Origin of the sequence: Actinoallomurus sp. NBC_01490 (assembly GCF_036227085.1) — a bacterium.
Lineage (GTDB): Bacteria > Actinomycetota > Actinomycetes > Streptosporangiales > Streptosporangiaceae > Actinoallomurus > Actinoallomurus oryzae.
In genome coordinates, this window is record NZ_CP109433.1 from 588,379 (window position 1) to 602,448 (window position 14,070).

Genomic DNA, 14,070 nt, shown 5'->3' on the forward strand with positions numbered 1-14,070 from the left:
ACCCAGGCCGTGGGAGGGGAGGACGGTGGAGCCACGGCAGCCGGGCGACCCGGCTCGGGTGGGCCCGTATCGGGTACTGGCCCGGCTGGGCGAGGGTGGGATGGGCGTCGTCTATCTGGCGCGGTCGCGGAGCGGTCAGAAGGTCGCGGTCAAGGTGATCCGAGCGGACTTCACCGACGATTCCGAATACCGCGCACGATTCCGGCGCGAGGTTCACGCCGCCCGTAAGGTGACGGGAGCCTTCATCGCCCGGGTGCTCGAAGACGAGTCGAACCCGAAGAACGAGCCGCCGTGGCTGGCCACCGAGTACCTTCCGGGACTGTCGCTGCGAGAGGCGGTCCACTGGTTCGGCGGGCTCCCGCCGGACGCGGTGCGCGCTCTGGCCGCCGGGCTGGCCGAGGCCCTCACCGCCATCCACCGCGCCGGCGTCGTGCACCGCGATCTGAAGCCGGAGAACATCCTCCTCACCGCGGGCGGACCTCGCGTGATCGACTTCGGGATCGCCCGGCCGGACGACGCCGGCACCATGACCCGCGCCGGCGTCCCGGTCGGCACTCCCGGGTACATGTCGCCGGAACAGGCCTCCGGCGGCAGGGTCGGGCCGGCCGGCGATCTGTTCGCCCTCGGCACCGTGCTGGCGTACGCCGCGACCGGCCGGGAGCCGTTCGGATCCGGTTCGGTGCACTCCAAGTTGTACCGGGTGCGGAACATCCGGGCGGATCTCGGCGGCATCTCCGAGCCCTGGCTGCTCGATCTGATAGCGGGCTGTCACCAGAAGAAGCCGGGCCGGCGGCCCTCGGCCGCCCAGGTGGTGAAGCGGCTCGACGCCCTGGACGACGGCGTACCGTCGCTGCAGGGCACCCGATGGCTGCCGGCACCGGTCGCGGAGGCCATCGACCGCCGTACGGCCGAAGCCCGCGGGCTACCGGAGTTCCCCGTCGCCCCGTCACGGCACGCGGCGAATGACGCCGCGACCGTGCAGACGCCGGGGGCGGCGCCCGCCGACGGCGGCCGAGACGCGGCACGGCCCCGGAGGCCGAGCCGCCGGATGCTGCTCGGCGGCATGGGCGCCCTCGGTGTGGTCGCGCTGACCGCGGACGGTGTTCTGCCGCCGCCCCGTGACGAGGGCTCCGGCCGGCGACCGGAGCGAAGACCGCCCGTACCGGCTCGCCCGTCGCCGCCGGTCGCGCTGCGCTGGCGGCGCAAGGTGAGCGACTACTACCCGAACTTGATCGTCAGCGACGGGGCCGTCCTGGCGATGGAAGAGGCGTCACAAGCCGTTCTCCGCGCGCTGGATCCGCACACCGGCAGGACGCTGTGGAAACGCGCCACCTTTCTTAACCCCACGGCTTTCGGCGATGTCGTCTACCTGCTCCCGGCCAACGAGGGCGGGCTGCTCGCGCTGCGTGGCTCGTCCGGTGCGACCCTGTGGTCGCATCCGCTCAGCAGCTCCGTCGCTGAGGCTCCGCAGAGGATGGCCGTTGACGAATCGGTGGTCTGCTACGGCGCGACGCGGCCGACCGCGATCGACGCACGCGACGGGCGGTGGCTCTGGACCGCGGAGGTGAATTCCGAGTACGGCTTGTGCGTCGGAGCGGGCACGGTCGCGGTAGCGAGTAAGAAAACCGTGGTCGGTCTGTCCGCCCGCTCCGGGCGAGTGCGCTGGAAACACGACGTGGACCACGGTTTCAGCTCCATGATCGGCTATGGCATGGTCTTCGTCTGGGACCGCTTCATGACACTCCACGCGTTGCGTGCGGGCGACGGGACGCTCGCCTGGAAACGGGCGGACTCCGGGTACGAGCTCCCCGCGCAGCATGGGCGTCTGCCCTTGTGGCGCGGAAACCTGTACGTAAGCCGGCCGGACGGCATCGTGCTCGCGCTCCGGGCCGCGACCGGCGAACTGGTCTGGTGGCGGCGGTTCGGCCACGGCGAGGGGGCGTCGTACGACCGGGTGAACACGCTCGGCCTCTACGGCGGCACGCTGTACGTCGGATGCACCGACCGGCACGCGTACGCGGTGAACCCCGCCGACGGTCGCGTGCTGTGGAGCCACGGCGCGGATCTGACGCTGACCTCCGCGCCGGTCGGCGTCGCCGGGCTGGCGTTCATCGGCACCAAGGACGGCTACGTCGAGGCCCTGGGCCCGCCGTCGAACACGCCGAGCCACAGTGGAGGCACCCGTGCGCATCCTTGATCCGGCGGACCCGCGGTGGATCGGAACCGGGGGGCGCCGGTACCGGGTGCTGGCGCGCATCGGCTCCGGCGGCATGGGCGTCGTCTACTTCGGCCGGTCCACCGGCGGGCGGAGCGTGACGATCAAGAGGGTTCACCCCGAGTTCGCCAAGGACCGGGAGTTCCGCCGGCGGTTCGGACGCGAGGTGGCGGCCGCACGGAAGGTCGGCGGCGGGTTCACCGCGCAGGTGATCGACGCTGACGCCGATGCCCGCGTCCCGTACCTGGTGACCGAGTTCCTTCCGGCCCTGCCGGTGAGCGAGGCGGTACACGAGTTCGGCCCGCTTCCGATCGCCTCGGTGTGGACGCTGGCAGTGGGCGTGGCGGAGGCGCTGGTCTCGATCCACCGCGCCGGCGTCGTCCACCGGGATCTGAAGCCCTCGAACGTGCTGCTGACCGCCGACGGTCCACGAGTGATCGATTTCGGCATCGCTCACCTGGCGGACGCCGTACCGCTCACGCGCCCCGGGATCCGCGTCGGTTCGCCCGGCTTCATGTCGCCCGAACAGGTGGCCGGCGGCCCGGTCGGGCCGGCCGGCGACATCTTCTCGTTCGGGGCCATGCTGGTGTACGCCTGCACCGGCGCCGAGGCATTCGGCGAGGGCTCACCGGACGAGAAGATGGCGCGCATCGAGCACGGATCGCCGCGGCTCGACGGGATCGCCGACGAAGCCCTGCGCGAGTTGCTCGAATCCTGCATGGACCGATCCCCGTCCCGCCGCCCCACGGCCGAGCGGCTGGCCGAGATCACCGCCTCGGCGACCGAGGACGGCCGGTCGGCCGGCGCCTGGCTCCCGTCCGCGGTCGCGTCCGCCATCGTCGCGCGCGAGCGCGAAGCGGAGAACCCACCGATCACACCGGACCGGCCGGCCGACGACCCGCGACGGTGGTGGCGCGGTCGTCGCGTCGTGCTGTCGGCCGCGTTCGGCGGCGCTCTCGCCATCGGCGTGGGCACGTCCGCCACGGCCTGGTACGGAACAGGGTCCAAGCCGGCCGTCGCACTCACACCGACCGCCACGGCATCCCCGACCGTGGCGACCCCGACGGTGGCCCGCCCTCGTACCTTGGAGTTCAACCTCACCGGGAACGTCACGATCACCTCGCTGAGGTACGAGGTGAACGGCCGGACGGCGACGCTCAGACACGTGAAGCTGCCGTGGCGGAAGAACGTGTCCATTCCACCTTTGCCGAAGAAGAGCACCTGGCGTCTCTCCTACCGCTTCCCTCCGGGCAAGGTCTGGTACCGGGTGCTGGTGGACGGCTTCGAGGTCTGGAGCGGTGGAGGCCTTTCGACCGGCACGCCCTACAACGGCAACGGACACGGAACCGTCTGACCACACCCGGCGAGCTCAGCCGCGCGGCCACGACACCGGGTCCGCCCCCGAAACTCCGGCCGGGGACGACGCGCGCGCTCGCGGGGGCATCGGCCGGCCCCGTGCCACGGCCGCGTCGGTCGCGTTCGGCCTCGCCCGGGGGCGCCTTGTGGGTCATGATTGATCGCATGACCGCGAATCCCGGGCGCCCGCGTCTGCTGCGCACGCTGAACGATCGCGCCGCGCTGGAGCTGCTGGCTTCGTCGGGAGCGTCGACTCGTGCGCAGGTGAGCGAGACGACCGGGCTGTCGAAGGTGACGGCCGGCCATGTCCTGTCCCGGCTGGAGGAGCGTGGCCTGGTCGTCAAGGTCGGCGTACGAGAGAGCGGGCGCGGGCCCGGCGCCGCCCTTTACGGCCTCAACCCCTCGTGCGGCCATGTGATCGCGATTGAGGTCTACCCCGACACGACGACCGCCGTTCTCGCCGACATCACCGGGCGAGTGCTGGCGGAGACGACGGCCCTGACCGATGCCGCCGCGGACCCGGCCGAAGCGGTACACGCGATCGTGGAACACCTCACCGAGGCCGCACAGATCGACAGGGCGCAGGTGCAGGTGTGCGTGATCGCCCTTCCCGCCGTCATTGAGCCTGATACAAGCCGTGTTCAGTTCTGCTACGAGATGCCCGCCTGGGACGGAGACGTCATCGAAGCCATCCGCCGAAGGCTGGGGCTGGCCGTCCGGATCGACAACGACGTCAACCTCGCCGCGATGGCCGAGCGTGCGCTGGGAGCCGCGAGTGACGTTCGCGATTTCGTACTGGTCTGGATCGGACGCGGGCCTGGATCGGCCGTCATGGTGGGCGACCAGTTGTTGCGCGGGACCGCGGGCGCGGCCGGTGAACTCGGGGCGATGCCCGTTCCGGGCTCGGCCGTGGGCAACGGCGGCTTTGACCGCAGCCGCTATGAGGCGGCCGCCGCCTTCCAGGCCCTGGTGGGCTCGCAGGCCGTGCAGGAACTCGCCGCGCGGCACCGGATCGCGACCGAGAACGCCGCGCAGTGCGTGGCGACCGCCGTCAGGAGTACGACGGGGGCGGCCTTTCTCGACGAGTTGGCCCGGCGGATCGCCTTGGGGGTCGCCTCCATCTGTACCGTTCTCGACCTGAACTCGTCGTACTGGGCAGCCACGCCCCCGCCGGAGGCGACGAGCCGGCGGGACGTGTTCAGCGCGCCGTCGCCGACATGTGCCTGGCCCGGCCCCGGGTGGAGGCGAGCACCGTTCCGGACCGGCCGGTGGTACGCGGCGCCTTGCTGGTCGCCGTCGAACACGCACGTGAACGTGTGCTGTTCGGCGATCTATGAGCGACCTTGGCGGTACGCGTTGGCGGGCGTCAGGTTCGTGATTCGCGGAAGCCCGCGGACGAGGCCTCCTCGCGGGAGCAGAAGAAACGGTCGTCGAGGGGTGTCACCGCGTACGCCGGGCTGGCGGGGGTCGTGTAGGTGTAGCCGGCGGCGAAGGTCGTACCCACCAGTGGCAGGTGGCCGCAGCGGATGATGTGCAGGGGGTACCGCGCCATCCCGGACGCCAACGGCACCACCAGCAGGAGCAGATAGACGACCGCGGCGGCGACGGCGGCGCGCGGCAGCGGCGGTATCACCCACAGCAGCGCCACGACCGGGAGCGCGACCAGGAACCACGCCAGGACGAAGACCCCGTACCAGGAGCCGAAGGCCACCGGGGGCCGCGGGCGGGAGACGAGCAGCACCAGCACGTACCCGAGCGCCGGAAGCAGGAAGACGAGCAGCGCCAGCCACCCCACGGCCTGCAAGTAGCGCGTCACAGGCCGAACGTACCTCCGTACGAGGGGCGTGACACGTTCGTGCGCCGGTCCGGTTCAGACCGGAATTCCCTTGGGGTGGTTGAGGTTCTTCACGTCCTTCGGAGCCGGTGGCGTGATCGTGACCGGGGTGTCGAAGGTGGAGTAGTTGATGGTGGTGTTCAGCCGCCGCTTCGTGCCGCGCCGGTTGACCAGGTTGATCTTGCGGATCAGCCGCTGGTCGTCGATCCAGACCTCGAAGTACGGGGTGGTGCCGAACGGCCCGTAGACCAGCTGCGCCTCGGTGCGTTCGGCCGGGCTCAGCTTGGTCAGCGCCTCGCTGAGGGCGAACGTGCCCTGGTAGCGGGTGGTGGGCGTCCCGGCCGTCGTCTCCCGGCCGACCGTGTGCACGTCCTTTGAGGCGGTGAACATCCTGGCGTGCAGCAGCGGGTCCGGCTGGCGGACCTGGGCGACGAGAGCCATGACGTCGGTGTCGGTCGGCTTCAGCGCGCTGAGCGAGAGGCCGATCCACGGCTTGTGGATGAACTCGAGCAGCTTCAGGTTCTTGATGTACAGCTTGTCACCGAGGAGGATCTCGCTGGAGCCCGGGTCGCCCTCCCACCCGGTGTTGGTGAAGGGGACGTCGTACTGCAGGGCCTGGTCCTTCGACCGGCTCGCCACCTCGCCGGCCAGGCGTTTCCTGTTTTTGCCCACGAAGGTGGAGAGGGAGACCGACGCCTGGTAGGACGTCACCGAGCCGAGCCGCTTCACCGCCTGGTCCAACGCCTCCGCCGCCGTACGGGGCGTGCCGCTCGCGGCCGAGGGCTTGTTCGCGTTCGCCCGGCACCCCGCCGGCGACACCACCAGCGCCAGAGCGGCGGCGCCGGCCGCGCATCGACCGGCCATCGTCATCACGGTGACTTCCTCCGATTCCCGGCAACGATGCCGTTGCCCATATCAGGACGCGCCGGGGTGCTTGTCCGGATTACCTGACGGAAGCGCCGATCGACGGTGAGCCGCTCGTGCGCGACGCGGTCATGGCAAGGTGACAGGCGGTGGCCATCGTCGACCTGGACCGTGACCGCCGTCGGTTGCGGCTCACCCGCCACCTCCGGTGATCGCCGAGGCGACCTGGCCGGGGTTGGAGATGAAGGACAGGTGGCGGGCGCCCGGGACGAGCACCGGTGCAGGGGCGCCGATCCGCTTCGCCGTCTCGTACGGCGAGGACCTGGCGAACACGTCGTCGGCGGAGCCGAAGACCACCGCCTTGGAGATCGGGACTCCGGCGAGCGCCGCCACGCGCGTGGCGGGCAGGCCGACGATGCTCGTCATGTGCCAGATTCCGTCCTCCGCGCCCGCGACCTTCAAGGGGCGGCGCCACTGGTCCACACCCGCGCGGTCGAGGTGGGGGCAGCCCGGACCGCAGTTGGACTCATAGATCCGGCGGATCAGCCAGTCCGAGCGGACGGCGAGCCGGAGCAACGTCGTGCGGTACGGGGGCGGAAGCGCGGTCTGGAGTCCGGTGGCGCCCGCGCCGGCGCCGGTGTTCAGCCCGTCCCCGTCGAGGAACACCAGCCGCGAGACGCGGTCCGGTGACCGCAGCGTCGCGGCGGCGACCACGGCCGCGCCGGTGGAGTGCCCGACGAGCGTGACGTGGTCCAGGTGCAGCGCGTCGAGGAAGCCCAGCACCTGCGCGGCCTGGTGGTCGGCGTCGTACGGGCCCTCGCGCCGGCTGTAGCCCCAGCCGGTCAGGTCGAGTGCGTACACCCGGCGTCGTCCGGCGAGCGCCCGGCCGAGTGGATCGAAGGTGTCCGCCGACTCGGCGAAGCCGTGGACCAGGACGACGGGCGGCCCGTCACCGCCGCCCCACTGCCGGTATCGGGTGCGGATGCCGTCGGCGGTGACGAACCGCAGGCCCGCCGGTTCGCGGGCCCGGCCGGCGGTCGCGGCGTTGTAGATGAACGAGGACAGCGTCGCGGCGACGGCGGACGCCGCAGCGGCGACGAGCAGGCGGCGCGCCCACCGCCACCGGGCCTTGCCCGGACGGCCGGCGGAAGGGCGACCCGCGGGAGTGTCGCGACGCGGCGCTGACGTCCCCACGTTCCTACGCTCCCGGCGGCGCCCGAAGACCACGTCGGCCACCTGCGCTATGGAGGTCCGAGTCATTCCGCGATCGTCGCCGCGGACGACCGAGCGCACGTCCGCCGTGGAGCGGCAACGGCTCTACGCGGATCGGCGTACGGAAGCGGTCAGTCGCCCAGCCCGGACTGGTAGGCGAAGACGACCAGCTGCGCCCGGTCGCGGGCGCCGAGCTTCACCATCGCGCGGCTGACGTGCGTACGCGCCGTGGCCGGGCTGATCACCAGCCGGGCGGCGATCTCCTCGTTGCTCAGGCCCTCGGCGACCAGGGCGAGGATCTCCCGCTCCCGGTCGGTCAGCGTGTCCAGGGCGGGATGCGGCCGGGCCGGGCGGGGCGCGTTCGCCACGAAGGCGCGAATGACCTTGCGCGTCACCGAGGGCGACATGAGCGCGCCGCCGTCGACGACCGCGCGGATGGCGGCCAGGAGGTCGGCCGGCCTGGTGTCCTTGAGCAGGAAGCCGCTGGCGCCGTGCCGCAGGGCGTCGAAGACGTACTGGTCGTGTTCGAACGTGGTGAGGACGATGACCTTGGTGCCCGCGAGAGAGGGATCGGCGCTGATCCGCCGGGTGGCGGTGAGCCCGTCGACGCCGGGCATGCGGATGTCCATCAGGACGACGTCGGGCCGCTCCCGCCGGGCGGCGGCGACGGCGGCCAGCCCGTCGGCGGCCTCCCCGGCGCAGGACATCCCGTCCTCGTTCTCGATCAGGGTGCGCAGCCCGAGGCGGACGAGCTCCTGGTCGTCGACGACGAGTACTTCGATCATGTTCGGCCTCCGTACGGAAGACGGGCGCGGACCTCGAAACGGCCGTGCGAGACCGGCCCGGCGGTGAACTCCCCGTCGAGGGCGAGGACGCGTTCGCGCATGCCGGAGATCCCGAACCCGCCCACACCGGCGGCACCGGCCGGCGTCCCGGACACGGGATTGGCGACCACGATGACGACGCTCTCGGGCCGGTACCGGATGCTCACGCTCGCCGTCGTGGCTCCGCTGTGCCGCAGCACGTTGGTCAACGACTCCTGGACGATCCGGTAACCGGTCACGTCGATCGCGACCGGGAGGGCGGCCGGAGGTTCCCCCGTGGTGTCGAGACCCACGTCGACACCGGCCTCCGCCATCCGCTGCCGGAGCCCGTCGAGACCGCCCAGCCCCGGTACGGGCGACCTTTCCGCGGCGGTCCGCGTCCGGCGGACCACCGCGAGCGTCGCGCGGAGTTCATCAAGAGCGTCACTGCTGGTACGGCTGATGGCCGACAGCGCCAGTTCCGCCTGGTCGGGCTTCTTGGCGAGCAGGTGCAGCGCGATGTCGGCCTGCATCTTGATCGCGGCGAGCCCGTGCCCGACGATGTCGTGCACCTCCTGGGCGACCCGGAACCGCTCCTCGTCGACGTGCTGCCGGATCGTCTCGGCGCGCGCCCGTACGGCCGCCTCCCACCGCGTCCGCAGCGTGAACCCCAGGGCGAACGGGACGACGACCCAGGCGGAGACGGGGATCAGCCCGTACAGGCCGAGCGTGGTGTCGCCGACGAACAGGTGGATGACCAGGAGGGCGAGCGCGGCCAGCGAGTACGGCGCGGACCTGGCCGGCGCCGCGTGCCTGGCCGCGCTGTACACCGAGAGCATGAAGCACACCAGGATCGGCCCGTAGGAGTACCCGAACGCCAGGTACGCCGAGGTGCCTGCCGCAACGGCGGCCAGCACCGGCAGCGGCCACCTGCGGCGTACGGCGAGCACCAGGGCCACCGCCACCACCAGCGCGTACCCCAGCGCGTCGATCGGCACCGCGGCCCGGTCCGGCGCCCCGGCGAACGCGCTGCCGACGACCCCCGTGAAGGCCAGCACGGCCGCCAGGGCGACGTCGCCGGCCAGAGACCTGGTGATCCTCATGGCTCTCAGCGGAGCAGGGAGTAGGCCAGGGCGGCGGCGATGGCCAGGCCGTACCCGGCGACGGCGATGGCGACGACCCGGGTACGGCGGCTTTCGTCCCAGGTGGTACGGGACGACAGCCAGGCCAGCGCGGGCAGGACCAGGACCCCGTGCAGGCTCACGCCGTGGACGGGCTTGAGGAAACCGAGGTCGTGATAGGCCTGTTGCTGGTGGCCGGCGCCGACCTCGGCCGCCCCGCGAGCGATCATCGCGGCGCCGGTGGCCAGCCCGATCATCAGGCTCACGAACCCGGCCCGCAGGCCGAGCCGCATGCCGGCCGGGACCCCGGGATTCGCCCGGAAGGCGGTCACGGCCAGGACGCCCAGGACCACGACGAGCACCGCGCCCCCGGCCGCGAGCACCGTGGAGACCGCGGAGTTGACGGCGGTCTCCCGGTTCAGGTGGGAGGGCACGTGCCGCCACGCCTGCAGCGTGATGCCGCCGACCTCCACGACGCAGTCGGCCGCGAAGACGCCCAGCAGCAGCGCGCGCCCACGTTCGCCGATCGGCAGGTACGAGGCCACCCACGCGACCGCGACCAGCGTCAGGCCGAACGACAGCCCGAAGGTGGCCGGCTTCCGCCAGGACACCGGGCCGTACCAGGGGCCGCCGTCGACCGCGAAGACGACCAGGTGGAACAGTCCCGCGCAGACGAGCACCGCACCGAGGCCGTAACAGAAACGCTCGATACGACGGCCACGGCTCCGAACACCGGCGAGCACGTCCCGCACGGCACCTCCTCGGGCATCGGTATGTCGCTGTGCCCGGCCATCATTCGGCACGGCGGGCCGCCTGGCGTCGGCCGAGGAGCGGCATCCGGACTACGCCGATACGCGTAGTGGACGCCACGGCGGGCGACTCATCGAGTCTGTTCGGGGCGAGTGTGCAGCGCGACGGTCGCATCGATGATCTGGGTGCCGCCGGGAGGAGGACGGTGCAGCGGGGTCTTCCCGCGTTCGATCCCGCCGCCCGGGAGTTCCCACTGGTGACGGAAGCGGTCGAAGACCAGCGGCGGCCGCGGGCCGTGCCAGACCGCGACCAGCGAGGCGGGCATCGGCGCGTCGCCGGGCACGCCGGAGACCTGCGCGGCGGGAAGGAACGCGGTCAGGGCGTTCCCCGTCTTCTCGTCCAGGGCCAGGGCCCGATCCCCGTCGTCCATGGCGTTCACCCGTCGAACTCGGTCAGGAGGGCGGGCAGGTCGCGGAGGGTCCGGATGACCGGCGGACGCGTCGGCCCGGTTTCGTCGCCGCGGTTCAGCCAGATGCCCTGCAGCCCGGCGTCGGTGGCGGCGATGGCGTCGGTACCGAGCCGGTCCCCGACGTAGGCGACCTCTTCCGGCGCGAGGCGGAGCCGGGTGCAGGCCGTGTGGAAGATTTTCGCGCTGGGTTTCGCGGCACCGGCCTCGCTGGAGGCGATGACGTCCGGGAGTTCGTCCGCGAGCCCGACGTGGAGGAGTTTCCCGCGCTGCTGGCCGGCGTCGCCGTTGGTCAGGACCCCCAGGCGCAGACGGCGACGGCGTGTGGCGAGCGCTTCGAGCGCCGGGCGGACGTCGGGATAGACCCGCCAGGCCGCCTCGTAGCGGCGCAGGTAGCCGGCGAACCAGGCGTCGGCCTGCCGGGCGTCCCAGGAGCCCAGGCCGAGTTCGGCGGCGAGGGAGGTGACCCGCAGGCGCCGCTGTTCGGTGAAGGTGAGCTCTCTCCTCGCGTCGCCCCCGTCCGAGGTTGCCATTTCGCCGCCGGCGGCGGTGGTTCGGTGTCATGTGTGCGAAGAAGCGGCAACACATCCCGAACGTGTCGATCTGGCGGGATTATGCGGGTTACGCTCGGGAACACGATCGGCTGCGCGGAGCGGAGGGGTCACCGTGAAAGACAAGCCGGCTGTTCCCGAACCGCAGCCACACTGGGCGCTCGACACCGGTGTGCCGCACACCGCCCGCGTCTGGAACTACTTCCTCGGCGGCAAGGACAATTTCGCCTCCGACCGCCAGGTCGGCGAGCGCATCGCCAAGGTCAATCCGCCCGTGCTCGAACTCGCTCGCGCCTCGCGCGCGTTCCTCGTGCGGGCCGTCCGTCACCTGACCGCCGAGGCCGGGATCAGGCAGTTCATCGACATCGGCACCGGGTTGCCCACCTTCAACAACACGCACGAGGTCGCCCAGGGGATCGCCCCGGAGTCGCGCATCGTCTACGTCGACAACGACCCGCTGGTGCTGGTGCACGCCGAGGCCCTGCTCACCAGCACGGAGGCCGGTGTCACCCACTACGTCGAGGCCGACCTGCACGACCCCGACACGATCCTGCGCGAGGCGGAGAAAGTCCTTGACTTCGACCGGCCGATCGCGATCATGCTGATCGCGATCCTGCACCACATCGACGACACGGACGAGGCGCGGAAGATCGTACGCCGGCTGGTGGACGCGGTGCCCTCGGGCAGTCACCTGGCGCTCGCCCACGCCGTGCACAGCGAGACGATGGACGAGGGCGCGCGGCAGTGGAACAAGGTCGGCAGGCCTCCGCTCACCCCGCGCAGCCCCGAGGAGATCGAGAGCTTCCTCGACGGCCTCGACGTGCTGGAGCCGGGAGTCGTCACGACGACGCGCTGGCGCCCGGGCGAGGTCAACCTCGGGGTCACGCACGACGTGGACCAGTTCGCCGCCGTCGGCCGAAAGCCCTGACCGGGCCACCGGCGCGGAGGCCCCACCCGCCCGGATGACCGGTCACCCACTCATCTCGGGCGGGAGGCCGAACCCGGCGACCAGGCCGGCGCCGCCGCCGAAGACGAGGATGCGGGCGATGCCCGTCCTGGTCACGGTGAGGACGCCCAGCCCGTACGCGGCGCCGTCGCGGTAGGCGGCCGCGGCCGGCTGCCCGTTGGCGAAAGTGGGGATCATCCGCCAGTCTCCCGGCGACCCGATCACGTCGTGCAGGAACCGCAGGCAGGCCGAGCGCCCAGAGAACCAGGTGCGGGTGCCGACCAGCTCTATCGCGGCGTCGGCGCGGAGAGCGCGTTCGAGTGCCGCGATGTCGGCCTTCTCAAAGCCGGCGACGTACTGGTCGAGCAGTGCCCGCGCGTACGGCTCGGTGGGCTCGATGACCTTCTCCCGGCTGGGGGACACATCGTCGAGCCGGGCACGGGCCCGCTGCAATGAACTCTTGACCGCCGCGGTGGTCGTGTCGAGCATGGTCGCGACCTCGCCGGCCGGGAAGGCGAGCACCTCCCGCAGGATGAACACCGCACGTTGCCGTGCGGGCAGATACTGCAGGCTGGCGATGAGCGCGAGCCGCAGGCTCTCGCGCGTGGCGACGATCGTCGCGGGATCTTCCGGCTGCGGGATCACGAGTGTGTCCGCGATCGGCTGTAGCCACGCGACCTCGGGATCGGCGGGGTCCGGCGGAGCGTCCGGATCGTCGGCGGGGCCGGCGAGGCCGGACGGCAACGCCCGCCGACCGCGCTGCCGCAGCGCGGTCAGGCAGGCGTTGGTGGCGATGCGGTACAGCCAGACCCGCAGCGACGACCGGCCCTCGAACGTCCCGTTCGACCGCCATGCCCGGAGGTAGGTCTCTTGCACCAGGTCCTCGGCCTCATCCGCCGAACCGAGCATCCGGTAGCAGTGCGCCAGCAACTCGCGTCGGAACGGCTCAGTGAGGCGGGCGAACTCACCGGCGTCGAGCGCCCTCGTCACCGCCGCTCCCTGGTCGATCATGCGGCATCCCGAAGGCCGAGTCTGGGCCGTACCCAGGCGGCCATTCTCCGGATCGCCTCGTCGGCCTCCGGGGCCCGGCCGGCGGCCATCTGGAAGGTGTGCTGCATGCCGGGGAACACGTCGAGCCGGACGTCGACTCCGGCCTTGCGGGCGTGCTCTTCCAGCCGGCGCGCGTCGTCCAGCAGCGCTTCGTCCCCTCCCACCTGGATGTAGGTCGGCGCGAGGCCGGACAGGTCGGCGTACAGCGGGTTGGCCAGCGGGTCGCGGGGGTCACCGTCCGCGCCCAGAAAGTCATCCGCCAGCGCGCGTACGAGGTCCCGGCTGAAGAAGGCGTCGCGCTCCCGGTTGGTCTCGTAGGACTCTCCGACGGCCTCCATGTCCACCCAGGGTGAGAACGGCAGCGCCGCGGCCGGGAGAGGCAGCCCCTGCTCGCGGGCCCGCAGCTGCGTGGTGATCACCAGCCCACCGCCGGCCGAGTCGCCGGCGAAGGCGACGTGGCCGGCGCGGAATCCCTCGTCGAGCAGCCAGCGGTACGTCATCGTCGCCTCGTCGACCTGCGCCGGATGGGTGTGCCCGGGGACGAGGTGGTAGTTGAAGATCAGTGCCCGTGCGCCCGTCGCCCTGGCCAGATGCCCGAACATCTTGCGGTGCGAGGTGATCGAGCCGCTGACGAAACCTCCGCCGTGAATGCACAGCAGCACCCGGTCCTCGGCTTTCCGCTTCGGTACCGCCCACATCGCGGGCAGGCCGCCCGCGACGACCTCGGTGTAGTCGACCTCAGGTGGTTCCGCCGTCAGATCTCCCCACTGCTCGTCGCTCGGCGCTTCGGCCGGCGTACGTGCCTGGGCCGCCGCCGTCCAGTGCCTCGCGACCGCCCTGGACTGCTTACTTGGCATCAGCGTGTCCTCTCGCTCAGGAAGCCTTTCGACAGTGCAGACCAC

At 71.7% G+C, this 14,070-nt stretch carries 13 protein-coding genes and 1 pseudogene; 4 read left to right on the top strand and 10 right to left on the bottom strand.

Annotated elements, in window-relative coordinates:
* The first annotated feature begins 25 nt into the window (after nucleotides 1-25).
* The 3 genes and pseudogenes from OG417_RS03040 to OG417_RS03050 all read left to right on the top strand — a co-directional run.
* Nucleotides 26-2,197 carry a serine/threonine-protein kinase gene (locus OG417_RS03040; RefSeq protein WP_329249384.1) on the top strand — a complete coding sequence of 724 codons (2,172 nt, stop codon included), beginning with the start codon at nucleotides 26-28 and terminating at the stop codon, nucleotides 2,195-2,197.
* Complete coding sequence (locus OG417_RS03045; RefSeq protein WP_329249387.1) at nucleotides 2,184-3,569, top strand: serine/threonine-protein kinase; 1,386 nt, start codon at nucleotides 2,184-2,186, stop codon at nucleotides 3,567-3,569. Before OG417_RS03040 ends, OG417_RS03045 begins: the two co-directional genes overlap by 14 nt.
* Before the next feature lie 167 nt (nucleotides 3,570-3,736).
* Nucleotides 3,737-4,696, top strand: a pseudogene (locus OG417_RS03050) (ROK family transcriptional regulator); the annotation flags it as partial.
* A gap of 241 nt (nucleotides 4,697-4,937) precedes the next feature.
* On the opposite strand, the gene OG417_RS54190 reads toward OG417_RS03050, so the two are convergent.
* The 8 genes from OG417_RS54190 to OG417_RS03085 all read right to left on the bottom strand — a co-directional run bounded on the left by OG417_RS54190 (nucleotide 4,938) and on the right by OG417_RS03085 (nucleotide 11,154).
* On the bottom strand, nucleotides 4,938-5,387 hold the full coding sequence (locus tag OG417_RS54190; protein WP_442875651.1) for a sunset domain-containing protein: 450 nt from the start codon (nucleotides 5,385-5,387) through the stop codon (nucleotides 4,938-4,940).
* Nucleotides 5,388-5,441: 54 nt separating this feature from the next.
* Nucleotides 5,442-6,269, bottom strand: a complete 828-nt coding sequence (locus tag OG417_RS03055) for a hypothetical protein (protein ID WP_329249392.1) — start codon at nucleotides 6,267-6,269, stop codon at nucleotides 5,442-5,444.
* Between the two features lie 192 nt (nucleotides 6,270-6,461).
* A complete protein-coding gene (locus OG417_RS03060; protein WP_329249395.1) occupies nucleotides 6,462-7,529 on the bottom strand; it encodes an alpha/beta fold hydrolase in 1,068 nt (355 codons plus the stop codon).
* An 83-nt stretch (nucleotides 7,530-7,612) separates the two neighbouring features.
* Nucleotides 7,613-8,266 (bottom strand): response regulator transcription factor, encoded by a 654-nt coding sequence (locus tag OG417_RS03065; RefSeq protein WP_329249398.1) that lies wholly within the window; start codon nucleotides 8,264-8,266, stop codon nucleotides 7,613-7,615.
* Complete coding sequence (locus OG417_RS03070) at nucleotides 8,263-9,387, bottom strand: sensor histidine kinase (RefSeq protein ID WP_329249401.1); 1,125 nt, start codon at nucleotides 9,385-9,387, stop codon at nucleotides 8,263-8,265. Before OG417_RS03070 ends, OG417_RS03065 begins: the two co-directional genes overlap by 4 nt.
* A gap of 5 nt (nucleotides 9,388-9,392) precedes the next feature.
* The gene (locus OG417_RS03075) at nucleotides 9,393-10,157 is read right to left on the bottom strand and encodes a hypothetical protein (protein ID WP_329249404.1); all 765 of its coding nucleotides are present in this window, start codon (nucleotides 10,155-10,157) and stop codon (nucleotides 9,393-9,395) included.
* 128 nt (nucleotides 10,158-10,285) lie between these two features.
* The gene (locus OG417_RS03080) at nucleotides 10,286-10,585 is read right to left on the bottom strand and encodes a hypothetical protein (protein WP_329249407.1); all 300 of its coding nucleotides are present in this window, start codon (nucleotides 10,583-10,585) and stop codon (nucleotides 10,286-10,288) included.
* A gap of 5 nt (nucleotides 10,586-10,590) precedes the next feature.
* Nucleotides 10,591-11,154 (bottom strand): HAD family hydrolase, encoded by a 564-nt coding sequence (locus tag OG417_RS03085; protein ID WP_329249409.1) that lies wholly within the window; start codon nucleotides 11,152-11,154, stop codon nucleotides 10,591-10,593.
* Between the two features lie 133 nt (nucleotides 11,155-11,287).
* On the opposite strand from OG417_RS03085, the gene OG417_RS03090 reads away from it, so the two are divergent.
* Complete coding sequence (locus tag OG417_RS03090; RefSeq protein ID WP_329249411.1) at nucleotides 11,288-12,100, top strand: SAM-dependent methyltransferase; 813 nt, start codon at nucleotides 11,288-11,290, stop codon at nucleotides 12,098-12,100.
* A gap of 42 nt (nucleotides 12,101-12,142) precedes the next feature.
* Here OG417_RS03090 and OG417_RS03095 read toward each other — a convergent pair whose 3' ends face one another.
* Nucleotides 12,143-13,129: an RNA polymerase subunit sigma-70 gene (locus OG417_RS03095; protein WP_329249414.1), complete on the bottom strand. Its 987-nt coding sequence runs from the start codon at nucleotides 13,127-13,129 to the stop codon at nucleotides 12,143-12,145.
* Nucleotides 13,126-14,025 (bottom strand): alpha/beta hydrolase, encoded by a 900-nt coding sequence (locus tag OG417_RS03100; protein WP_329249417.1) that lies wholly within the window; start codon nucleotides 14,023-14,025, stop codon nucleotides 13,126-13,128. Before OG417_RS03100 ends, OG417_RS03095 begins: the two co-directional genes overlap by 4 nt.
* Between the last annotated feature and the right edge of the window lie 45 nt (nucleotides 14,026-14,070).